The sequence below is a fragment of the Streptomyces sp. NPDC107538 genome (genome assembly GCF_055657445.1).
Genome location: NZ_JBVKAY010000013.1, coordinates 92,078 through 109,810 on the forward strand (window position 1 = coordinate 92,078; position 17,733 = coordinate 109,810).

Here is a 17,733-nt window from a genome sequence, read left to right on the forward strand (position 1 = left end):
TGCGTGTTCGCTCCGCTGGGAGTGCCGGGCGCCTAGTAGCTCGGGGGCACTGTGCGTTTGCGGCTGCGGGTTCGTCGTGGCTGGTCGCGCCGTTCCTCGCTCCCCTTTTGGGCCTTCGGCCCGTCGGGGGCGCTTTTGCCGTGCCCGGAACCGCGTTGCCTGAACGCGTCGCCGGTCAGCCTCGTGCGTAGTCGCCCACCAGTTCGGCGCCCGTGGTGTGGTCGCCGCGGTCGGTGATCTCGCCCGCGACCCAGGCCTCGACGCCGCGGTCCGCCAAGGTGGTCAGGGCCACGTCCGCGGACTCCTGGGGGACGATGGCGATCATGCCCACGCCCATGTTCAGGGTCTTCTCCAGCTCCAGGCGCTCGACCTGGCCCGTGGTGCCCACCAGGTCGAAGATCGGGGCCGGGGTCCAGGTGGAGCGGTCGACCGTGGCGTGGAGCGTGTCGGGGATCACGCGGGCCAGGTTGGCCGCGAGACCGCCGCCGGTGACGTGGCTGAAGGCGTGGACCTCGGTGGTGCGGGTGAGGGCCAGACAGTCCAGCGAGTAGATCTTGGTGGGCTCCAGCAGCTCCGCGCCGAGGGTGCGGCCGAGTTCGGCGATCTCGGCGTCCAGGGAGAGGCCCGCCTGGTTGAGGAGGACGTGCCGGACGAGCGAGTACCCGTTCGAGTGAAGGCCGGAGGCCGCCATGGCGATCACCGCGTCACCCGTACGGATACGATCCGGGCCGAGCAGGTGCTCCGCCTCGACCACGCCCGTGCCGGCGCCGGCCACGTCGAAGTCGTCCGGGCCGAGCAGACCGGGGTGCTCGGCGGTCTCGCCGCCGACGAGGGCGCAGCCGGCGAGGACACAGCCCTCGGCGATGCCCTTGACGATGGCGGCGACCCGCTCGGGGTGGACCTTGCCGACGCAGATGTAGTCGGTCATGAACAGCGGTTCGGCGCCGCAGACCACGATGTCGTCCATCACCATCGCGACCAGGTCGTGGCCGATGGTGTCGTAGACGCCCAGCTGACGGGCGATGTCGACCTTCGTGCCGACGCCGTCCGTGGCGGAGGCGAGCAGCGGGCGCTCGTAGCGCTTGAGGGCGGAGGCGTCGAAGAGACCGGCGAAACCGCCGAGGCCGCCGAGGACCTCGGGGCGCTGTGTCTTCTTCACCCACTCCTTCATCAGCTCTACGGCGCGGTCGCCCGCCTCGATGTCGACGCCCGCGGCTGCGTAGCTGGCACCAGTTGTCTCAGACATGACGGTGAGAACTTTCGTGTCGTACTGCGGCAGGTAAGCAGGTGCTACCGGCTGTCTACGGGCAGTCTTACGGGCGCCGGATCGCGTCGGCCGCGGCTGTGGCGGCGGGACCTGCCGCCAGCTCGGTCTCCAGGAGCTGCTTGCCGAGCAGCTCGGGGTCCGGCAGCTCCATCGGGTACTCGCCGTCGAAGCAGGCCCGGCAGAGGTTCGGCTTGGCGATGGTGGTCGCCTCGATCATGCCGTCGATGGAGATGTACGCCAGGGAGTCGGCGCCCAGCGAGGTGCCGATCTCGTCGATCGTCATGCCGTTGGCGATCAGCTCGGCGCGGGTCGCGAAGTCGATGCCGAAGAAGCAGGGCCACTTCACGGGCGGCGAGGAGATCCGGATGTGGACCTCGGCGGCGCCCGCCTCGCGGAGCATCCGGACCAGGGCGCGCTGGGTGTTGCCGCGGACGATCGAGTCGTCGACCACGACCAGGCGCTTGCCCTTGATGACTTCCTTGAGCGGGTTCAGCTTCAGCCGGATTCCGAGCTGGCGGATCGTCTGGGAAGGCTGGATGAACGTACGTCCGACATACGCGTTCTTGACGAGACCGGCGCCGAAGGGGATGCCGCTCGCCTCCGCGTAACCGATCGCGGCCGGGGTGCCGGACTCCGGGGTCGCTATGACCAGGTCGGCGTCGACCGGGGCTTCCTTGGCCAGCTTGCGCCCCATCTCCACCCGGGAGAGGTACACGTTCCGGCCGGCGATGTCGGTGTCCGGGCGGGCCAGATAGACGTACTCGAAGACACAGCCCTTGGGCTTCGCTTCCGCGAAGCGGGAGCTGCGCAGACCGTTCTCGTCGATGGCGATGAACTCGCCCGGCTCGATCTCGCGGACGAAGCTCGCGCCGCAGATGTCGAGGGCGGCGCCCTCGGAGGCCACGACCCAGCCGCGCTCCAGCCGGCCGAGGACCAGCGGGCGGATGCCCTGCGGGTCACGGGCGGCGTACAGGGTGTGTTCGTTCATGAAGACCAGGGAGAAGGCACCGCGGACCTGCGGGAGGACCTTCGGGGCGGCCTCCTCCACGGTCAGCGGCCGGTCGTCCTCGTCGACCTGGGCCGCGAGGAGCGCGGTGAGCAGGTCGGTGTCGTTGGTGGCCGCGACGCGGGGCGTACGGCCCTCCTGCTTGGGCAGGTCGGCGACCATCTCGGCGAGCTGGGCCGTGTTGACCAGGTTGCCGTTGTGGCCGAGCGCGATGGAGCCGTGCGCGGTGGCACGGAACGTCGGCTGGGCGTTCTCCCACACGGAGGCACCGGTGGTCGAGTAGCGGGCGTGACCGACCGCGATGTGACCCTGGAGGGAACCGAGCGAGGTCTCGTCGAAGACCTGGGAAACGAGGCCCATGTCCTTGAAGACGAGGATCTGGGAGCCGTTGCTGACCGCGATACCCGCGGATTCCTGGCCCCGATGCTGGAGGGCGTAGAGCCCGAAGTACGTGAGCTTGGCGACCTCTTCACCCGGGGCCCAGACACCGAAGACGCCACACGCGTCCTGGGGGCCTTTCTCGCCGGGGAGAAGGTCGTGGTTGAGTCGTCCGTCACCACGTGGCACGCCACCGAGTGTAGGCGAGATCGCGCACCGGTCCGAATCCGGTGATCTCGCCCGCCCCGGTTCCCTACTGCGGGCGGTCGCAGGTCACTTGTCGGCGACGGCACCGATGCCCGCGTTGTTTTCGCTGGTCAGCGTGATACTGCGGTGATCGATCCGATACTCCACCGTGCCCTTGAAGAGGTCCAGGAGGCTCCGCTCGGCGGCCATGAGTGAGTCGGAGCACATCTTGCGGGTGGTCCGCGGATTGCCGAGGGTGATCCGGTCCTCGCTCACCGTCGCCTTGGCGGAGATGTCGTTGCAGCCGACGCTTCCGCTCAGCGTGCCCGCCTTCTTGTCGAGGGTGAACCAGGCCTTGCCCTGGGCGGCCTCGGGGAGGGACGTGGCCACGTCGTGGTCGAGAAGCGAGTCGACCCGCCACTTCGTGCCGTACAGCTCGGCGGGCTTCTCCTCGCTCAGCTTCACGGTGTCGCCGTCGCCCGTGGTGAGGGTCAGCCCGCCGTCGGCGGTCTCGGCCGTGAACGTCTCCGCGTCCAGGGTGCGGGCGAAGGCCTCCTCGAACTTCATCGGGGCGTCGCCGCAGGCCATCTCGGTGGACCGGGCGGTCTCGAAGTCGATGCCGTCGTCCTTGAAGGCGGCGGTCGAACCGAAGGTGTTGCAGCCGTAGTTGCCGGCGACCTCTCCATTGTCGGCGATCTTGAGCCAGGCGCCGGCGGGCGCCTGTTCCGTCTTGTCGCCGACGGTGAGGCTGTCGACCTTCCAGCGGACCCCGGTGACCGAGGACTTCGAGGCGGTCGAGCCGACGTTTCCGCTGCCGGAATCGCCGGACGACTCGGTTCCGCAGGCCGCGAGCAGCGGGAGCGGGAGCAGGGCCAGGGCGGTGAGGGTCAGTCGCTTGTCCATGGCGGTGGGACGGGTGGGGTGCGTGGGCGGTTCCACCGGTCTTCGGGAGCCGGGTCAGCTCATCAGCGGCAGCAGCCCGCTCAGGTCCGCCCGCTCGCCGCTCGCGCTGACCTCGGCCTCGTCCAGGGCGGTGGCCCACTCCACGCGGCCGGTCGCGAGGCGGATCCAGGTCAGCGGGTCGGTCTCGACGACGTTCGGCGGGGTGCCCCGCGTGTGCCGGAGCCCCTCCACGCACTGCACGACGGCGTACGGCGGGATCCGCACCTCCGTCGAGCCGCCGGGCGCCCGCGCGGCGAGGGTGTCGGCGAGCAGCCGTGTGCAGGTGGCGAGCGCGTGGCGGTCGTACGGGACGTCCAGGCCGGGGAGGGCCGCGTTCAGGTCGTCGGTGTGGACGACGAGCTCGATGGTCCGGGTGAGGAGGTAGTCGTCGAGCAGCATGCCGCCGGCCCGGGTGTCGATGATCCGGCCCTGCGGTGCGGTGGCGAGGGCGTCGGTGATCCGCCCCTCGACCTGCGCGTACAGGGCGGCGATGTCCGGGGTGGTCTCGGCGAGGGTGCGGCTGACGTCGGCGATGGCACCGGCGTGCACGGCGGTCGCGGAGGCGTAGTCGAGGGGGTCCAGCTCGGCCTTCGGGGGCTCGGGCCGCTCCAGGGCCCGGCTGACGCTCTCCACGGCCATGGTGAGGTGCGCGGCCAGGTCCCGTACGGTCCACGCCCCGAGCCGGGTGGGCAGAGCGAGCTGCTCGTCGGCGAGGGCGCCCACGGCCTCCCGTACGTTCCCGAACTGGGCCAGGACCGCGGTGCGGGTCTTGGCGGAGTCGTAGGTGCGGGGGCGTTTTCTGGCGGGAGGCATGGTGGCGAGCCTATGCAGCTACGCCTCCGCTGACTCGACTCGGTACTGCACCGGCCGATCCTGCACCTTGACCAGCAGGCCGGCTTCGGCGAGACGGCGGTACGTTCTGCGCACGTGCTTCTCGTCCGGGGTGTATCCGGCATCGCGCAAGACGGTCACGCCCCGGGGCGTGTCCCACAGTCCGCCGAGCGCACGGATCGAGTGCTCCAGGCTGCCGCTCTGGGTGGAGTCGTCGCTCATGGTCACCTACGCCTTCACCGAGTCGACGAAGGTGGTGAAGGCCTCCGGCGAGAGGGTGAGGGTGGGGCCGGTGGGGTTCTTGGAGTCGCGGAGGGCGACGAGGTTGTGGGTGGGTATGAGGTCGGCGGCGACTTCGAGGCAGTTGCCGCCGTTGTCCTCGCTGTAGGAGGACCTGAACCAGGCCCGCGTCTCGGCCGGTTCAAGGGCATCGGGGTGGGTGCTCATGTCTGTTCCCATTCTCGTGCGGCCCGCTCCAGGAAGCGCTGCGTCTCCCTTGGCGAGGCTGCTTCGGCTCTCATCGCATCGAACCTGCGGGCGGTGTTCCAGATCTCGGTGTCCTTGTCCGTGACGGACACCCCTTCCCAGGTGTCGATGCTGACGACTGAGGGCAGCGGCTGTTCGAATTCCATGAGGGCGAAGTTCTTGGTGGAACGGTAGACGGGCTGGTTCATCGGCAGGATCTGCACGGTCACGTTCTCCAACGCGGCCAATTCGGCCAGGTGTTGATGTTGATCCCGCATCACTTCCACGCCGCCGTAGACCCGTAGGAGCGTGGCCTCGTCCAGGATGGCGTGAATCTCGACCGGTCGGTTGGTGCGTGTGATGATCTCCTTGCGCCGCAGGCGAATCTCGATGTTCCGCTCGACGAACTCGGTCGTGCGCTCCTCCACCGGCTTGGAGGTCTCGAACATCGCCCGCATGTACCCCTCCGTCTGGAAAAGACCGAAGATGACGTTCGGCTGATGGGCACGAATGATCTTCGCGTCCCCCTCCAGACCAACGCTGATGTTGAACCCGGACGGCATGAACGTCCGGTACGGCGACCACCATCCCCGGTCCAGCGAGTTCTTGTGGACATCCATCAGGAACTCCACGTCGTCGAGGTCCGTGACGCCATACCGGTCCAGCAACTGCCGTAGCTGTTGAACCTTGGGGAGGCTGGTCACCCCCTTCTCCACACGGTGCAGCTGCGTCTCGGTGACACTCGTCCCCTTGACCGCCTGTTCCCTTGTCAGCCCACGCCCCGTTCCGTCACCCCTCTCGGTCTGCTCACGCAGACGGCGGAGCTCCTGCCCGAGCTGCAAGCGGCGGATCGTCGGTCCCGTCTTCGCGGCCAACGTGCCCTCCCTCTCGTCGGTCATGCCCACCAACTGAGCACCCACGCCGCGCGATTACGAACCGTGCCCGGCCGATCTCGCTCAGTGCCGCCAGTTTGGCACGCGATGCCATCCATACGGAGCCGTTTGCCCACCTTCCGGCATATACCACTTGGAGCGGAACTTCTACGTTCGATTGCTCAGGCTGCCCCCACCACCCAACAGTGGTCCCAGGACACCCCACCCGAAAGGCGGCAAACCCCATGCCCACCCCCCGTTTCCGCGTCGGCGACCGCGTGCGCGGTGTCACCCACGTCCCGCCCGATCTCCTCCGCCGTGAACGGCCCGAACCGTTCGAGGGGGTCGTCGTGCAGGTCGGGTCCGGCTATGGGCAGGTCGATAGGGACGAGCGGCCGTATCTCTGGACGCGGTTGGCCGACTGCTCCGAGCGGCAGTCACTCGTCGAGGAGACGGAACTCGTCGCCGGGGAAGGACAGTCGTGAGGACGCTGCTGCGGAGGCTGGTGCGGCGGCGCCCGGTGCGCGTCGTACAACCGGAGCCCCCGGCACCGCTGTTGGGCTGGGGCGTGTCCGGGCCCTACCCGACCACGAGCAGCGAGCAAAGGGGCGATCATGCTTGCCGCTGCTGAGGGAGCAAGCCCCGATCTCCTCTGCACGCTCTGCGGCATCGGCCGCGCCCCCTTCCTGCGCTACGGCACCCTGGAGCGTACGGGGCGGATGTGCGCCGACTGCCTGCGTCGGACCCGGCTCTGTTCGCGCTGCCAGTGCCCGGCCGAGAAGCCGGTGCCCGTGGCCTTCATCCACGGAGGCTCGGGGCCGGGGCGTACGGAGTACGCGTGCCGGGACTGCGCGGACCGGGGAGGGCGGTCATCCGTGAGGGTGAGCGACGAAGAAGTGCGCCCCGGTCCGACGCCCGCCGGTGACACTGGCCTTCGCCAGACGAAGAAGAAGGGGGCGACATGATGGCCACGGTGGAGCGCGCGTCGCAGATGTCTGTGGCGGAGTTCGAGACCATCGCCGCTGCCGCACCCGAGACCGTCACGCTGGAGTTCATCGACGGACAGCTCTGCGTCAAAAGGGCGGCGGACGGGAACCGGAGCACCATCGTGGCCTGGCTGGCCCGGCGCTGTATGCAGTCGAGGCCCGATCTGGACCTGTGTCAGGACCGGGGACTCCGGGTGGAGACATCTCGGCAGGGCAGAGCGAAGCCCGACGCCGTCGTCACCCAAGAGGCGCACTTCGCGGGGCACGGCGAGTGGGCCGATCCGCACGGGGCCCTCATGGTCGTCGAGGTCACGTCGTACGACTCGGACACCGACCGGCGGGACCGGCACGAGAAGCCGGCCGCTTACGGGCAGTCCGGGATCCCGCTGTACCTGCTGATCGACCGGGACTCATGCACAGTCACCGTGTACAGCGGCCCCGACCCGCTGGTCGGCGGCTACCGCGACGTGCACACCGCGAAGTTCGGCGAGAGGGTGTCCCTCCCTGATCCGATCGGTATCGAACTCGACACAGAGATCCTCAAGAACTACGTCCGCTGACCCGAGGCGGCTCAGGACGTGGCCTTCTCGGCGTAGGAGGCCGTGAAAGTGGCGTGCGCGGGGAACTCGGTGTCCGTGCAGCCGTGGCGCTCGGCGGTGTCGGAGACGTAGGTGCGGAACACCTTCTCGTAGGCGGGTGTGGTCAGCCTGTCGTAGCCGCCACCTATGGTCATCGTGTGGATCCGGGGCTGCCCGTCGCAGACGGAGGAAGCCCACCAGACCGGCTTGCCCTGGGCGTCACGGCCCGCCTCGCCGGGTGCCGCGGCGGCTGAGGGCTCATCGGGGTCGGGGTCTCTGAGCCAGACGTTCTTCGCGGTCGCCCCGGAGTAGGAGTGGAAGGAGACGAACCATTGGCCCTGGTAGGACGGCAGGGCGAGGTAGCCGTCGTCATCCTTGTCCGCCCGGTCGCGATAGAGGCCTTTCGCGCGTCCCTCGCTGAGCATCAGGACACAGCGCTCGTCCCAGACCTCGCCGTCGCGGTGACTCTCGAACACCTGGTCGGCGAGTCGCTTCTGGCGGGCAAAGCCGGCCTCGCGGTACCAGGCGCAGCTGCCGTTCGCGCGGGAGGCCGGGGTCGGACCCTCGGCGAGGGCGGGTATGTCCTGCGGTGGATCGGGCAACCGCTCGGCGCAGCCCAGTCGTTCGGCCAGGTTGTTGGCGGTGAGCACGGCGATCTCGGCGAGGGTGTCCCGGTCGCCGTCGGTGAGCTGGTCGTCCTGGGAGAAGGCGTCCTTGGGATCCCCGAGCGAGGCTCTGGCCCGCAGGGCTTCGATCTCCTCACCGTTCGACTCGCCCTTGGCGCAGGGCAGTTCGACGACGACATCCGAGTCCGTGACCAGGCCCGAGATGCCGCCGCCCAGGGGTTCGGCAGGGTGGTTGGGTTTCCCGTCCTGATCGAGGAGGAGGTCCCAGGGGCCCTCGGGGACCCGCGGGGTCTCGCTCGGCAGGACCCCGACCGCAGCCGTGAAGAACCAGCTCACCCCGTCGGACGCGCCGAAGGCCTCATGCGCCTCTGCGCTGAAGAGCTCGCATTTCTGGGGCTGGCCGGACTCCAGGTCGATGGTGCCGTCGTCGCCCTGACCGTGTGTGATGGTGCCGCCCGCCGGTGAGAGCGCCAGGATTCGCCCGGCCGGGACGAGTCCCGCACAGGCGGCGTCGATCTGCCGCCTGGCGTCCCAGTACGTCCACAGCTCACTGCCGCTCCACCCGATGGCCGCCACGGCCACCAGGCACAGCAGGGTGTTCACCGACTTCCGTACACCGTCCGGTACTCGCACCCGCTCCCCCGTGCCACGCCTCACGCTTGGGGACCCACGCGTCCCAGTCCCGCCGAAGCTAGCACCGGCCACTGACAGTGAGCCCGGAGGGGCGGTCGTCCACACAGGAACAGCACGCTATGTGCCCAACCTTGGTGCCTGTGGCGAAAGGCCGCCGCCCCGGGCCCCGAGGGGTCCTGGGCGGCGGCCTCCGTCGTCGTACCGCCGAAGCGGGTTCAGCTCGGCCTCCGGGGGCTCCGGCCGCTCCAGGGCCCGGCTGACGCTCTCCATGGCCATGGTGAGGTGCGCGGCCGGCTCCCGCACGGTCCCGAACTGGGCCAGCACGGCGGCACGGGTCTTGGCGGGTTCGTAGGCGCGGGGGCGTTTCCTGGCCGGGGGAATGGTGGGAAAGCGTACTGGCGGGAGGCGTAGTGAGGGGGGCGTGCCCGGCGAAGGGCACGTCTCTGCGGCCCGCTGTGGGACGGCGGGCCGCAGCGATGTGTCGCCTGTGATGTCAGCGGGTCTGGCCGCCCGAGGTGGGCTTGAGCTGGACCCAGCCCGCCTTGCTCGGGGCGCCCTCCTCGTTCAGCAGGAAGAGCATGTAGTAGCCGGGCGGTGCGGCGGCGGCCGAGGGCGGTGCCTGGATTTCGACGAAGTCGGCCGAGCGGTTCTTGATCCGCAGGTCCAGGTGGCGCTGGCTGGTGTTGACCGAGTGGGTCGCGGTGGTCGGGGCGAGCAGCACTGCCCGGGTCACGTCGGCGGCGGTGCTGCTGCCGACGGTGATCCGCTCGTTGTAGCCGACCGAGGGGTTGAAGACCGCGTCGAGGTCGGGGCGGCCGCCCTGGTGCAGGTAGGCCGGCTCGTAGATCTCGATACTGCCGTTCATGTCGTCGTCGATGTTCGGGTCGTTGGCGAGCTGCTGGAGTTCGTCACCGGTCACCAGCACCCGGCCGTCGGGGAGCACCACGGCGTTGGAGTGGTAGCCGCGCGGCAGCCGCTGCGCCGGCCCCAGCTTCCAGTTGCCGTTCTCGTCCCGGAGTTCGGTCTGGCGGTACTTCAGGTCGGCGTTCGGGTTGTACGGCCCGTTGCCGTAGTCACGGATGTCGAAGGCGCCGTTCACGGTGAGCAGGTTGGCGTCGGGGAGGAGCAGGGTGTTGTCCTGGGTGCGGCCGAAGGCGCGCGGCTTCTGCTTGCTCCACTGGCCGCCGACCAGCTGGTAGGTGTTCGGGTCGTCGCGGTCGCCGCCGAGCACCAGCACCGAGTCCGGGCCGCGGAAGCCGGCCGGGAGCGGGACGGCCGAGCCGTAGTTACGGCCGATGCCCTGCGGGGGGACCATGGCACCCGGCGGGGGCGCGACGTCCGGGCGGTCCGGCAGGTCGCTCCTGGTCTCGGTGTTGATGTCGAACGTCCACTGCTGGTCGGGGTTGCGGCCGAGCCCGTAGATCTTGCCGTCGCGCAGCGAGAACAGGTGCGGGTAGTCGCGCTTGAACGGTGCGTCCGCCCGGAACCGGCCGACGGACCAGCCTTGCGGCCTGTCGGTCCTGGCCACCGGCACCGACCTGTTGAGCGCGGGGAAGCGCTCGACGATCGAGGTCGGCGTGCCCCAGCCCAGCTCGGACTGGCCGGACATGATGAGCTGTCGGCCGTCCATCCCGGTCACCACGCTCGGGTACCAGCGGCCGACCGTCATGTCCTGGTTCTGGTACCAGACCTCCTGCCAGGGGTCGAAGACCAGCGAGAGTTTGGCCCCGCTGCCGCCGTTACCGCCGAGGTTGCCGCCGAAGACACCGAGCATGCCGTTGGGCAGGAAGGAGTGCCCGGCGCAGAAGAACGGCGCGGGGCGCGGCTGGCCGAGCCCGTCCGGCATGGTGACCGTCGGCGGGGTGACCTTGGTGAAGGCGTCCGATCCGGTGCCCTTGTCCGGGTCCCAGAGGTAGGCCCGCCCGGCGTTCTCCTTGCCGATGACGTCGGTCGGCGCGGGTTCCTTCTGCGGGTTCTTCTCGACCCGCTCGAACGAGAACAGCAGCACCTTGCCGGTGGGGAGCTGGGCGATGTGCGCGGCGAAGTCGGGGGAGGGGAAGTACTCCCGGAACCGCCCGAACTCACTCGGGTCGAACCCCGCGTTGGCGGCGGCCTGGGATTCACCCAGCGCCTTGAGGCGCGCGGTGCGGGTGGTCTGCGGGTAGTCGTCGAGCGCCGCCAGCATTCTCCTGGTGTGAGCGTGCTCCTCGGCGTGCTCCTCGCCGAGGGCGGCGGCCTCGTCCGGATCGGCCTTCACCGGCGCCCTGGCGGACGTACCGGCGGCACGGTCGTGGTCGTGGTCGGTGCCGTGGGCGACGGCCGGCCCGGTCGCTCCGACGGTCAGTGCGGAGGTCGTGCAGAGGGCCAGTGCGGCCGCGAGCAGCCACCGGGGGACGGTCGAGGGATTACTGCGGGACATGAAGCTCCTAGCGAACTGGGATCGATGGCATGGGCCGGCTGATGAACCGACGCACCGTCACCCAGTGTTGATTCGCCACGACCGGCTGTCGTTTCCAGTGCGGGCAGCCGGGTGAGCCGGTCCGATGGTTCGCCCGGTCGGGTCAGCCCGGTGCGCCGCCCGCCGCCCCCGAAGGCTTCGTGTAGTTGCATGAACACTCAGAGTGATATTTGGCTATCGGGAGACGTCATGCCGACTGAGCTGAAACTGCGGGAGAGCGAGGACATCCAGGGCGATGTCCTCGCGGGCTTCAAGAAGGATCAGATGACCCTGCTGTTCCTCAAGTTCGAGGACGCGGCCAGGGCGAGGACGTGGGTGCGGCAGCTCGAACCACAGATCTCCACGACCAGACAGGTCGCCGCCTTCAACGCGGCGTTCCGCAAGGCCCGGCAGGCCTCGGGCGGCGATGATCCGCAGAGGCTCAAAGCGACCTGGATGAACGTCAGCTTCACCTACGAGGGCATCCGGCAACTGATCGGCAAGGACCCGCTGCCCAGCACGCGGCAGGGCGGCACCCTGGAGGCGTTCAAAGACGGCTCGAACAACCGTGCGCTGGGCGATGTCGGCGACAGCTCGCCGGAGAACTGGCTGTTCGGCGACGGCAAGGGCCAGACCGTGCACGCGGTACTGACCATCGCCTCGGACGCTGTCCAGGACCTGCAGGCCGCCGTCACCGCGCAGCGCGAGGCGACCGCCCAGGCCAAGATCGTGATCGTCTTCCAGCAGAACGGCGCGACCCTGAGCGGCTCCCGCCGCGGCAAGGAGCACTTCGGCTTCAAGGACGGCGTGAGCGAGCCGGCCGTGCTCGGCTTCGACGAGCCGGACCCGGAGCGGCCCGAGTACGAGAAGGACAAGCCCGGCACCCGGCTGATCCCGGCGGGCGAGTTCGTGATCGGGCACCCACGGATCGGCGGCATCCCCTACGACGAGATGCCGGAGTGGGCGGTGAACGGCAGCTTCCACGTGGTCCGCCGGCTGGCCCAGGACGTGCCCGGCTGGTGGGCCCAGATCTCCACCCAGCTCAAGGTCCTGAAGCAGGCCAAGGTGGTGCCGCAGGAGGCCACCCCCGGGTGGCTGGCCGCCCGGGTGGTCGGCCGCTGGCGCTCGGGCACCCCCGTGGCCAAGTGTCCGCACGCGGACCGGCCGGGCAACGCGGAGGCCGGGGCGGACAACGACTTCGGCTTCAAGAACGACCCCGAGGGCTTCGTCACCCCGCTCTTCTCCCACCTGCGCAAGACCAACCCCCGGGACGGCCTGCAGGAGCACCCCGGCGAGGATCCGTTCCCGGAGAACCCGGTGATGGACCGGCGGCGGATCATGCGCCGGGGCTCCCCGTACGGCGCGCCCTTCGACCCCGCCTCGGAGGGGCCCGGCGGGCCCGACGACCCGCGAGGGCTGCTCTTCGTGAGCTACCAGTCCGACATCGTGGAGCAGTTCGAGTTCATCCAGAAGGCCTGGATCAACGACCCGAACTTCCCGCCGGGCCGGGCGAACAAGCCCGGCCCCGACCCGGACGTCGGCCCGAGCGGCACCGTGACGTACGAGTCGCCCGGCGCCTCCACCAAACTGACGTTCAACCAGTTCGTGACCACCGAGGGCTCGGTGTACGGCTTCGCGCCCTCGCTGACCACGCTCCGACTGCTCGGCGACGGGCGGCTGACCGACAAGCTGCCCAGCACCGTCCGGCCCACCGACGCCTTCCTCGCCGTCCCGGACCTCTACCGCCAGGGCGGCAAGAGCTGGTACTGGGCGTACGGGACGGGCAGTTCGGGCCCGGTCGCCCGGACCATCTCGATCGCCGACGGCAGCGCACACAGCGACAAGCCGGAGCGGCCCGACCGCCCGCTCTCCACCTGGCCGCAGCTCTACACCGGGGTCGGCCGCGTGGACGCGGTGCTCCCGGTGCCGGACGAGCAGCGGATCGACGGGCGCAGCCGGTTCTGGCTGTTCCACACCACCGAGGGCCGCCAGGTCTACCGGCTGATCTCGATCAACGACCGGGCCGAGTCAGGACTGCCGCCGGACCAGGCGGGCACCGTAGACCGGGGGGACCGGGCGATCACGGCCTGGACCTCGTTCAACGGCATCGAGCAGGTGGACGCCTTCCTCCCGGTGCCGGACCAGCAGCGGCAGAACGGCAAGAGCTGGTACTGGGTCTTCCACACCCTCATGGGCCGACAGGTCTACCGACTGATCTCGATCGCCGACGGCCGGGCGCACAGCGACGTGATCGAGCGCGGCGACCGTTCACTGTCTCTCTGGCAGTCGCTGGCCGGCATCGACAAGGTCGACGAGTTCCTGCCCGTCCCGGACAGGCAGCAGATCAACGGCTTCAGCCTGTTCTGGGTGTTCCACCAGGACAGGTTCCGCATCATCTCGATCAAGAACGGTGCAGGGCACCCGGATCAGGAGTCGGTCGGCGACAAGCCCCTGACTCTCTGGACATCACTGACGAGCTGACGGGCGGCCCGGCGGCCCGGCCACCAAGGGTCGGCTGACGCTCATCCGCGCGTACGGACCGCCGGGACCGTCCTCACGAACTACCTCCGCTGATCTGCCAGGACGCAAGGGAGCCCCGCCCGGACATCGACCCGGGCGGGGCTTCCTCGTACGACCGCGACTACGCCAGCAGCGCCGGGATCGTGCTCTCGTGGGCCGTGCGCAGCTCGTCCAGGGGGAGGGTGAACTCGCCCTGGATCTCCACCGCGTCGCCGTCGACGACACCGATGCGCGTGGCCGGGAGGCCCCTCGCGCCGCACATGTCGTTGAAGCGGACCTCTTCCGAGCGAGGGACGGCCACGACCGCGCGGCCGGCCGACTCCGAGAGGAGGAAGGTGAAGGCGTCCAGACCGTCGGGGACGATCAGGCGGGCGCCCTTGCCGCCGAGCAGGGCCGACTCGACCACGGCCTGGATCAGACCGCCGTCGGACAGGTCGTGCGCGGAGTCGATCATGCCGTCGCGGGAGGCGGAGATCAGGATCTCGGCGAGCAGGCGCTCGCGCTCCAGGTCCACGGCCGGCGGCAGTCCGCCGAGGTGGTCGTGGACGACCTGGGACCAGGCCGAGCCGCCGAACTCCTCACGGGTGTCACCGAGGAGGTAGAGCAGCTGGCCCTCCTCCTGGAAGGCGACCGGGGTGCGGCGGGCGACGTCGTCGATGACGCCCAGGACCGCGACGACCGGGGTGGGGTGGATGGCCACCTCGCCCGTCTGGTTGTAGAGCGAGACGTTGCCGCCGGTCACCGGGGTGCCCAGCTGCTGGCAGGCGTCCGCGAGACCGCGTACGGCCTCGGCGAACTGCCACATGACCGCCGGGTCCTCCGGGGAGCCGAAGTTCAGGCAGTCGGAGACGGCGAGGGGCTTGGCGCCGGTGGTGGCGACATTGCGGTACGCCTCCGCCAGGGCCAGCTGGGCGCCGTGGTACGGGTCCAGCTTGGCGTAGCGGCCGTTGCCGTCCGTGGCGATGGCGACGCCCAGGCCGGTCGACTCGTCGACGCGGATCATGCCCGAGTCCTCGGGCTGGGCCAGCACCGTGTTGCCCTGCACGAAGTGGTCGTACTGCGACGTGATCCAGGACTTGGAGGCCTGGTTCGGGGACGCCACCAGCGCCAGGACCTGCTCCCGCAGCTCCTCGCTCGTCGCCGGCCGGGGCAGCTTGTTCGCGTCGTCCGCCTGCAGCGCGTCCTGCCAGGACGGGCGGGCGTACGGGCGCTCGTAGACCGGGCCGTCGTGCGCGACCGTGCGCGGGTCGACGTCGACGATCTTGCCGCCGTGCCAGAAGATCTCCAGGCGGTCGCCGTCGGTGACCTCACCGATGACCGTGGCGATGACGTCCCACTTGTCGCAGATCGCGAGGAAGCGGTCGACCTTCTCCGGCTCGACGACCGCGCACATGCGTTCCTGCGACTCGCTCATGAGGATTTCCTCGGGCGAGAGGGTCGAGTCGCGCAGGGGTACGTCGTCGAGGGTGACGCGCATGCCGCCCGAGCCGTTGGACGCCAGCTCGCTCGTCGCGCAGGACAGGCCCGCCGCGCCGAGGTCCTGGATGCCGACGACCAGCTTCTCCTTGAACGCCTCCAGGGTGCACTCGATGAGGAGCTTCTCCTGGAAGGGGTCGCCGACCTGGACCGCCGGGCGCTTGCTCGGCTTGGCATCGTCGAAGGTCTCGGAGGCCAGGATGGAGGCGCCGCCGATGCCGTCGCCGCCCGTGCGGGCCCCGTAGAGGATGACCTTGTTGCCGGCGCCGGAGGCCTTCGCGAGGTGGATGTCCTCGTGCCGCATGACGCCGATGGCACCGGCGTTGACCAGCGGGTTGCCCTGGTAGCAGGCGTCGAAGACGACCTCGCCGCCGATGTTCGGCAGGCCCAGGCAGTTGCCGTAGCCGCCGATGCCCGCGACGACGCCCGGGAGGACGCGCTTGGTGTCCGGGTGGTCCGCCGCACCGAAACGGAGGGGGTCCACGACGGCTACCGGGCGGGCGCCCATCGCGATGATGTCGCGGACGATGCCGCCGACACCCGTGGCCGCGCCCTGGTAGGGCTCGACGTACGAGGGGTGGTTGTGCGACTCGACCTTGAAGGTGACCGCGTAGCCCTGGCCGACGTCGACCACGCCCGCGTTCTCGCCGATGCCGACGAGGAGGGCGTCCGACTGGGGGGCCTTCTCGCCGAACTGGCGGAGGTGGACCTTCGAGGACTTGTACGAGCAGTGCTCGGACCACATGACGGAGTACATGGCCAGCTCCGCGCCGGTGGGGCGGCGGCCGAGGATCTCGACGACCCGCTCGTACTCGTCCTTCTTCAGGCCCAGTTCGGCCCAGGGCAGCTCGACGTCGGGGGTCGCGGCCGCGTGCTCGACCGTGTCCAGAGGCGTCCGGCTCATGCGTTGACCAGCTTCTTGAGGATCGAGGTGAAGAAGGGGAGGCCGTCGGTGCGGCCGGTGCCGATCAGCGGCTCCACGGCGTGCTCCGGGTGCGGCATGAGGCCCACGACGTTTCCGGCCTCGTTGGTGACGCCGGCGATGTCCCGCTGGGAACCGTTGGGGTTGAAGTCGAGGTACCGGAAGGCGACACGGCCCTCGGCCTCCAGCTGGTCGAGCGTGTACGCGTCGGCGACGTACTGCCCGTCGTTGTTCTTCAGCGGGATGTGGATCTCCTGGCCGGCCGTGTAGTCGGTGGTCCAGGAGGTTTCGGCGTTCTCCACCCGCAGCTTCTGGTCGCGGCAGATGAAGTGCAGGTGGTCGTTGCGCAGCATCGTGCCCGGCAGGAGGTGCGCCTCGGTGAGGATCTGGAAGCCGTTGCAGATACCGAGGACCGGCAGTCCGGCCTTCGCCTGCTCGATGAGCGTCTCCATCACCGGCGAGAAGCGCGCGATGGCTCCGGCGCGCAGATAGTCGCCGTAGGAAAAACCGCCGCACAGCACCACGGCGTCGACCTGGTGGAGGTCCTTGTCCTTGTGCCAGAGAGCGACGGGTTCGGCACCGGCGAGCCTGATCGCACGCTGCGTGTCCCGGTCGTCGAGGCTGCCCGGAAAGGTGACGACGCCAATACGAGCGGTCACTTTCCCGCCTCCGCGACTTCCTCGACCTTGACGGTGAAGTCCTCGATCACGGTGTTGGCGAGGAAGGATTCCGCCAGTTCATGGATGCGGGCGAGCGCGGCGTCGTCCACCGGTCCGTCAACTTCCAGTTCGAATCGCTTTCCCTGACGTACGTCGGAGACGCCCTCGAAACCGAGACGCGGCAGCGCGCGCTGCACCGCCTGGCCCTGGGGGTCGAGGATCTCCGGCTTGAGCATGACGTCGACTACGACGCGTGCCACTGGCACTCCCGGTGTTGGTGCTGAGCAGGTTCCTACAGGTGGCTTCAGACTACCCGTACAAAATTTCTACGCGAGTAGATTCGTAGGAAACTACAGGGCTGTACAGAGATCATCGGGAATCCGGGTGACGGCGGTCACGATCAGGTATCAGGCGATCACCCTCGCGAAAACTTCTGGGAAAGATCCGGGATCCCTATTGCGCGAGGGACACGCGGACGGATTAAGTCTGTCTGCACATTGCAATGCCGGGCACTGTACAAATGAATTGGCATTGGCCGATACTTTGCCCAATTAACAGCCGGACAGCCGACATCTTCCTGACGTCAGGGCACGTCGACGGAGAGATGTCGCACGAAGGGACCGATATTCGTGGCGCAGCGTGTCGTGGTCACTCTCTCCGACGACATCGACGGCTCGGAAGCGGCGGAGACGATCGCCTTCGGACTCGACGGGAAGTCGTACGAGATCGACCTGAACGAAGCCAATGCCAAGAAACTGCGTAAGGCGCTCGCGCCCTACGTGGACGCCGGCCGCAAGCGGTCCAGGTCGGGCAAGGCGTACAAGCAGACCCAGGTAGCCCCGGACCCCGCGGCCGTCCGCGCCTGGGCCCAGGCCAACAAGCTGGACGTCCCCGCGCGCGGCCGGATCCCCAAGAAGGTCTACGAGGCGTTCGCCGAGGCGCAGTAGGC

Annotated in this window: 16 protein-coding genes; 4 read left to right on the plus strand and 12 right to left on the minus strand. The window is 69.3% G+C overall.

Annotated features, from left to right (window positions below):
- Positions 1-175: 175 nt before the first annotated feature.
- The 7 genes from purM to ACZ7MG_RS34015 all read right to left on the minus strand — a co-directional run bounded on the left by purM (position 176) and on the right by ACZ7MG_RS34015 (position 5,974).
- Entirely contained in the window at positions 176-1,246 is a 1,071-nt protein-coding gene (purM, locus tag ACZ7MG_RS33985; RefSeq protein ID WP_471382813.1) for a phosphoribosylformylglycinamidine cyclo-ligase, read from the minus strand.
- Positions 1,247-1,313: 67 nt separating this feature from the next.
- Positions 1,314-2,840, minus strand: a complete 1,527-nt coding sequence (purF, locus tag ACZ7MG_RS33990; RefSeq protein ID WP_471382811.1) for an amidophosphoribosyltransferase — start codon at positions 2,838-2,840, stop codon at positions 1,314-1,316.
- An 84-nt stretch (positions 2,841-2,924) separates the two neighbouring features.
- Positions 2,925-3,740, minus strand: coding sequence for an META domain-containing protein (locus ACZ7MG_RS33995; RefSeq protein ID WP_471382809.1), 816 nt, complete (start codon positions 3,738-3,740; stop codon positions 2,925-2,927).
- A 54-nt stretch (positions 3,741-3,794) separates the two neighbouring features.
- On the minus strand, positions 3,795-4,592 hold the full coding sequence (locus tag ACZ7MG_RS34000; RefSeq protein ID WP_471382807.1) for a maleylpyruvate isomerase family mycothiol-dependent enzyme: 798 nt from the start codon (positions 4,590-4,592) through the stop codon (positions 3,795-3,797).
- A gap of 18 nt (positions 4,593-4,610) precedes the next feature.
- Positions 4,611-4,832 (minus strand): hypothetical protein, encoded by a 222-nt coding sequence (locus ACZ7MG_RS34005; RefSeq protein WP_471382805.1) that lies wholly within the window; start codon positions 4,830-4,832, stop codon positions 4,611-4,613.
- A 6-nt stretch (positions 4,833-4,838) separates the two neighbouring features.
- The gene (locus ACZ7MG_RS34010; RefSeq protein WP_471382804.1) at positions 4,839-5,057 is read right to left on the minus strand and encodes a DUF397 domain-containing protein; all 219 of its coding nucleotides are present in this window, start codon (positions 5,055-5,057) and stop codon (positions 4,839-4,841) included.
- Complete coding sequence (locus ACZ7MG_RS34015; protein ID WP_471382802.1) at positions 5,054-5,974, minus strand: helix-turn-helix domain-containing protein; 921 nt, start codon at positions 5,972-5,974, stop codon at positions 5,054-5,056. The genes ACZ7MG_RS34010 and ACZ7MG_RS34015 overlap by 4 nt, the downstream gene beginning before the upstream one ends.
- A 218-nt stretch (positions 5,975-6,192) precedes the next feature.
- Here ACZ7MG_RS34015 and ACZ7MG_RS34020 point away from each other — a divergent pair, with 218 nt between their 5' ends.
- Positions 6,193-6,432, plus strand: a complete 240-nt coding sequence (locus ACZ7MG_RS34020) for a hypothetical protein (protein WP_471382801.1) — start codon at positions 6,193-6,195, stop codon at positions 6,430-6,432.
- A 476-nt stretch (positions 6,433-6,908) separates the two neighbouring features.
- The gene (locus ACZ7MG_RS34025; protein ID WP_471382799.1) at positions 6,909-7,493 is read left to right on the plus strand and encodes a Uma2 family endonuclease; all 585 of its coding nucleotides are present in this window, start codon (positions 6,909-6,911) and stop codon (positions 7,491-7,493) included.
- Between the two features lie 11 nt (positions 7,494-7,504).
- Here ACZ7MG_RS34025 and ACZ7MG_RS34030 read toward each other — a convergent pair whose 3' ends face one another.
- On the minus strand, positions 7,505-8,770 hold the full coding sequence (locus ACZ7MG_RS34030; protein WP_471382797.1) for a hypothetical protein: 1,266 nt from the start codon (positions 8,768-8,770) through the stop codon (positions 7,505-7,507).
- Between the two features lie 493 nt (positions 8,771-9,263).
- A complete protein-coding gene (locus ACZ7MG_RS34035; RefSeq protein ID WP_471382795.1) occupies positions 9,264-11,189 on the minus strand; it encodes a galactose oxidase-like domain-containing protein in 1,926 nt (641 codons plus the stop codon).
- Between the two features lie 228 nt (positions 11,190-11,417).
- Between ACZ7MG_RS34035 and ACZ7MG_RS34040 the strand changes: the two genes are divergently transcribed.
- A complete protein-coding gene (locus tag ACZ7MG_RS34040; protein ID WP_471382794.1) occupies positions 11,418-13,688 on the plus strand; it encodes a Dyp-type peroxidase in 2,271 nt (756 codons plus the stop codon).
- Positions 13,689-13,848: 160 nt separating this feature from the next.
- Here ACZ7MG_RS34040 and purL read toward each other — a convergent pair whose 3' ends face one another.
- Genes purL through purS form a run of 3 tightly spaced genes read right to left on the minus strand, consistent with a single transcriptional unit; the run spans position 13,849 to position 17,044 of the window.
- Complete coding sequence (purL, locus tag ACZ7MG_RS34045) at positions 13,849-16,107, minus strand: phosphoribosylformylglycinamidine synthase subunit PurL (RefSeq protein WP_471382792.1); 2,259 nt, start codon at positions 16,105-16,107, stop codon at positions 13,849-13,851.
- Positions 16,104-16,784, minus strand: coding sequence for a phosphoribosylformylglycinamidine synthase subunit PurQ (purQ, locus tag ACZ7MG_RS34050; protein ID WP_471382791.1), 681 nt, complete (start codon positions 16,782-16,784; stop codon positions 16,104-16,106). The genes purL and purQ overlap by 4 nt, the downstream gene beginning before the upstream one ends.
- On the minus strand, positions 16,781-17,044 hold the full coding sequence (gene purS / locus ACZ7MG_RS34055) for a phosphoribosylformylglycinamidine synthase subunit PurS (RefSeq protein WP_005482678.1): 264 nt from the start codon (positions 17,042-17,044) through the stop codon (positions 16,781-16,783). The genes purQ and purS overlap by 4 nt, the downstream gene beginning before the upstream one ends.
- A 369-nt stretch (positions 17,045-17,413) precedes the next feature.
- Between purS and ACZ7MG_RS34060 the strand changes: the two genes are divergently transcribed.
- Positions 17,414-17,731: a histone-like nucleoid-structuring protein Lsr2 gene (locus ACZ7MG_RS34060; protein ID WP_086757799.1), complete on the plus strand. Its 318-nt coding sequence runs from the start codon at positions 17,414-17,416 to the stop codon at positions 17,729-17,731.
- The last annotated feature ends 2 nt before the right edge of the window (positions 17,732-17,733 follow it).

Coding starts and splice junctions, on each gene's coding strand:
- purM (WP_471382813.1), bottom strand. CDS start 1,246: ATGTCTGAGACAACTGGTGCCAGCTACGCAGCCGCGGGCGTCGACATC.
- ACZ7MG_RS33995 (WP_471382809.1), bottom strand. CDS start 3,740: ATGGACAAGCGACTGACCCTCACCGCCCTGGCCCTGCTCCCGCTCCCG.
- ACZ7MG_RS34000 (WP_471382807.1), bottom strand. CDS start 4,592: ATGCCTCCCGCCAGAAAACGCCCCCGCACCTACGACTCCGCCAAGACC.
- ACZ7MG_RS34005 (WP_471382805.1), bottom strand. CDS start 4,832: ATGAGCGACGACTCCACCCAGAGCGGCAGCCTGGAGCACTCGATCCGT.
- ACZ7MG_RS34010 (WP_471382804.1), bottom strand. CDS start 5,057: ATGAGCACCCACCCCGATGCCCTTGAACCGGCCGAGACGCGGGCCTGG.
- ACZ7MG_RS34015 (WP_471382802.1), bottom strand. CDS start 5,974: ATGACCGACGAGAGGGAGGGCACGTTGGCCGCGAAGACGGGACCGACG.
- ACZ7MG_RS34020 (WP_471382801.1), top strand. CDS start 6,193: ATGCCCACCCCCCGTTTCCGCGTCGGCGACCGCGTGCGCGGTGTCACC.
- ACZ7MG_RS34025 (WP_471382799.1), top strand. CDS start 6,909: ATGATGGCCACGGTGGAGCGCGCGTCGCAGATGTCTGTGGCGGAGTTC.
- ACZ7MG_RS34035 (WP_471382795.1), bottom strand. CDS start 11,189: ATGTCCCGCAGTAATCCCTCGACCGTCCCCCGGTGGCTGCTCGCGGCC.
- ACZ7MG_RS34040 (WP_471382794.1), top strand. CDS start 11,418: ATGCCGACTGAGCTGAAACTGCGGGAGAGCGAGGACATCCAGGGCGAT.
- purL (WP_471382792.1), bottom strand. CDS start 16,107: ATGAGCCGGACGCCTCTGGACACGGTCGAGCACGCGGCCGCGACCCCC.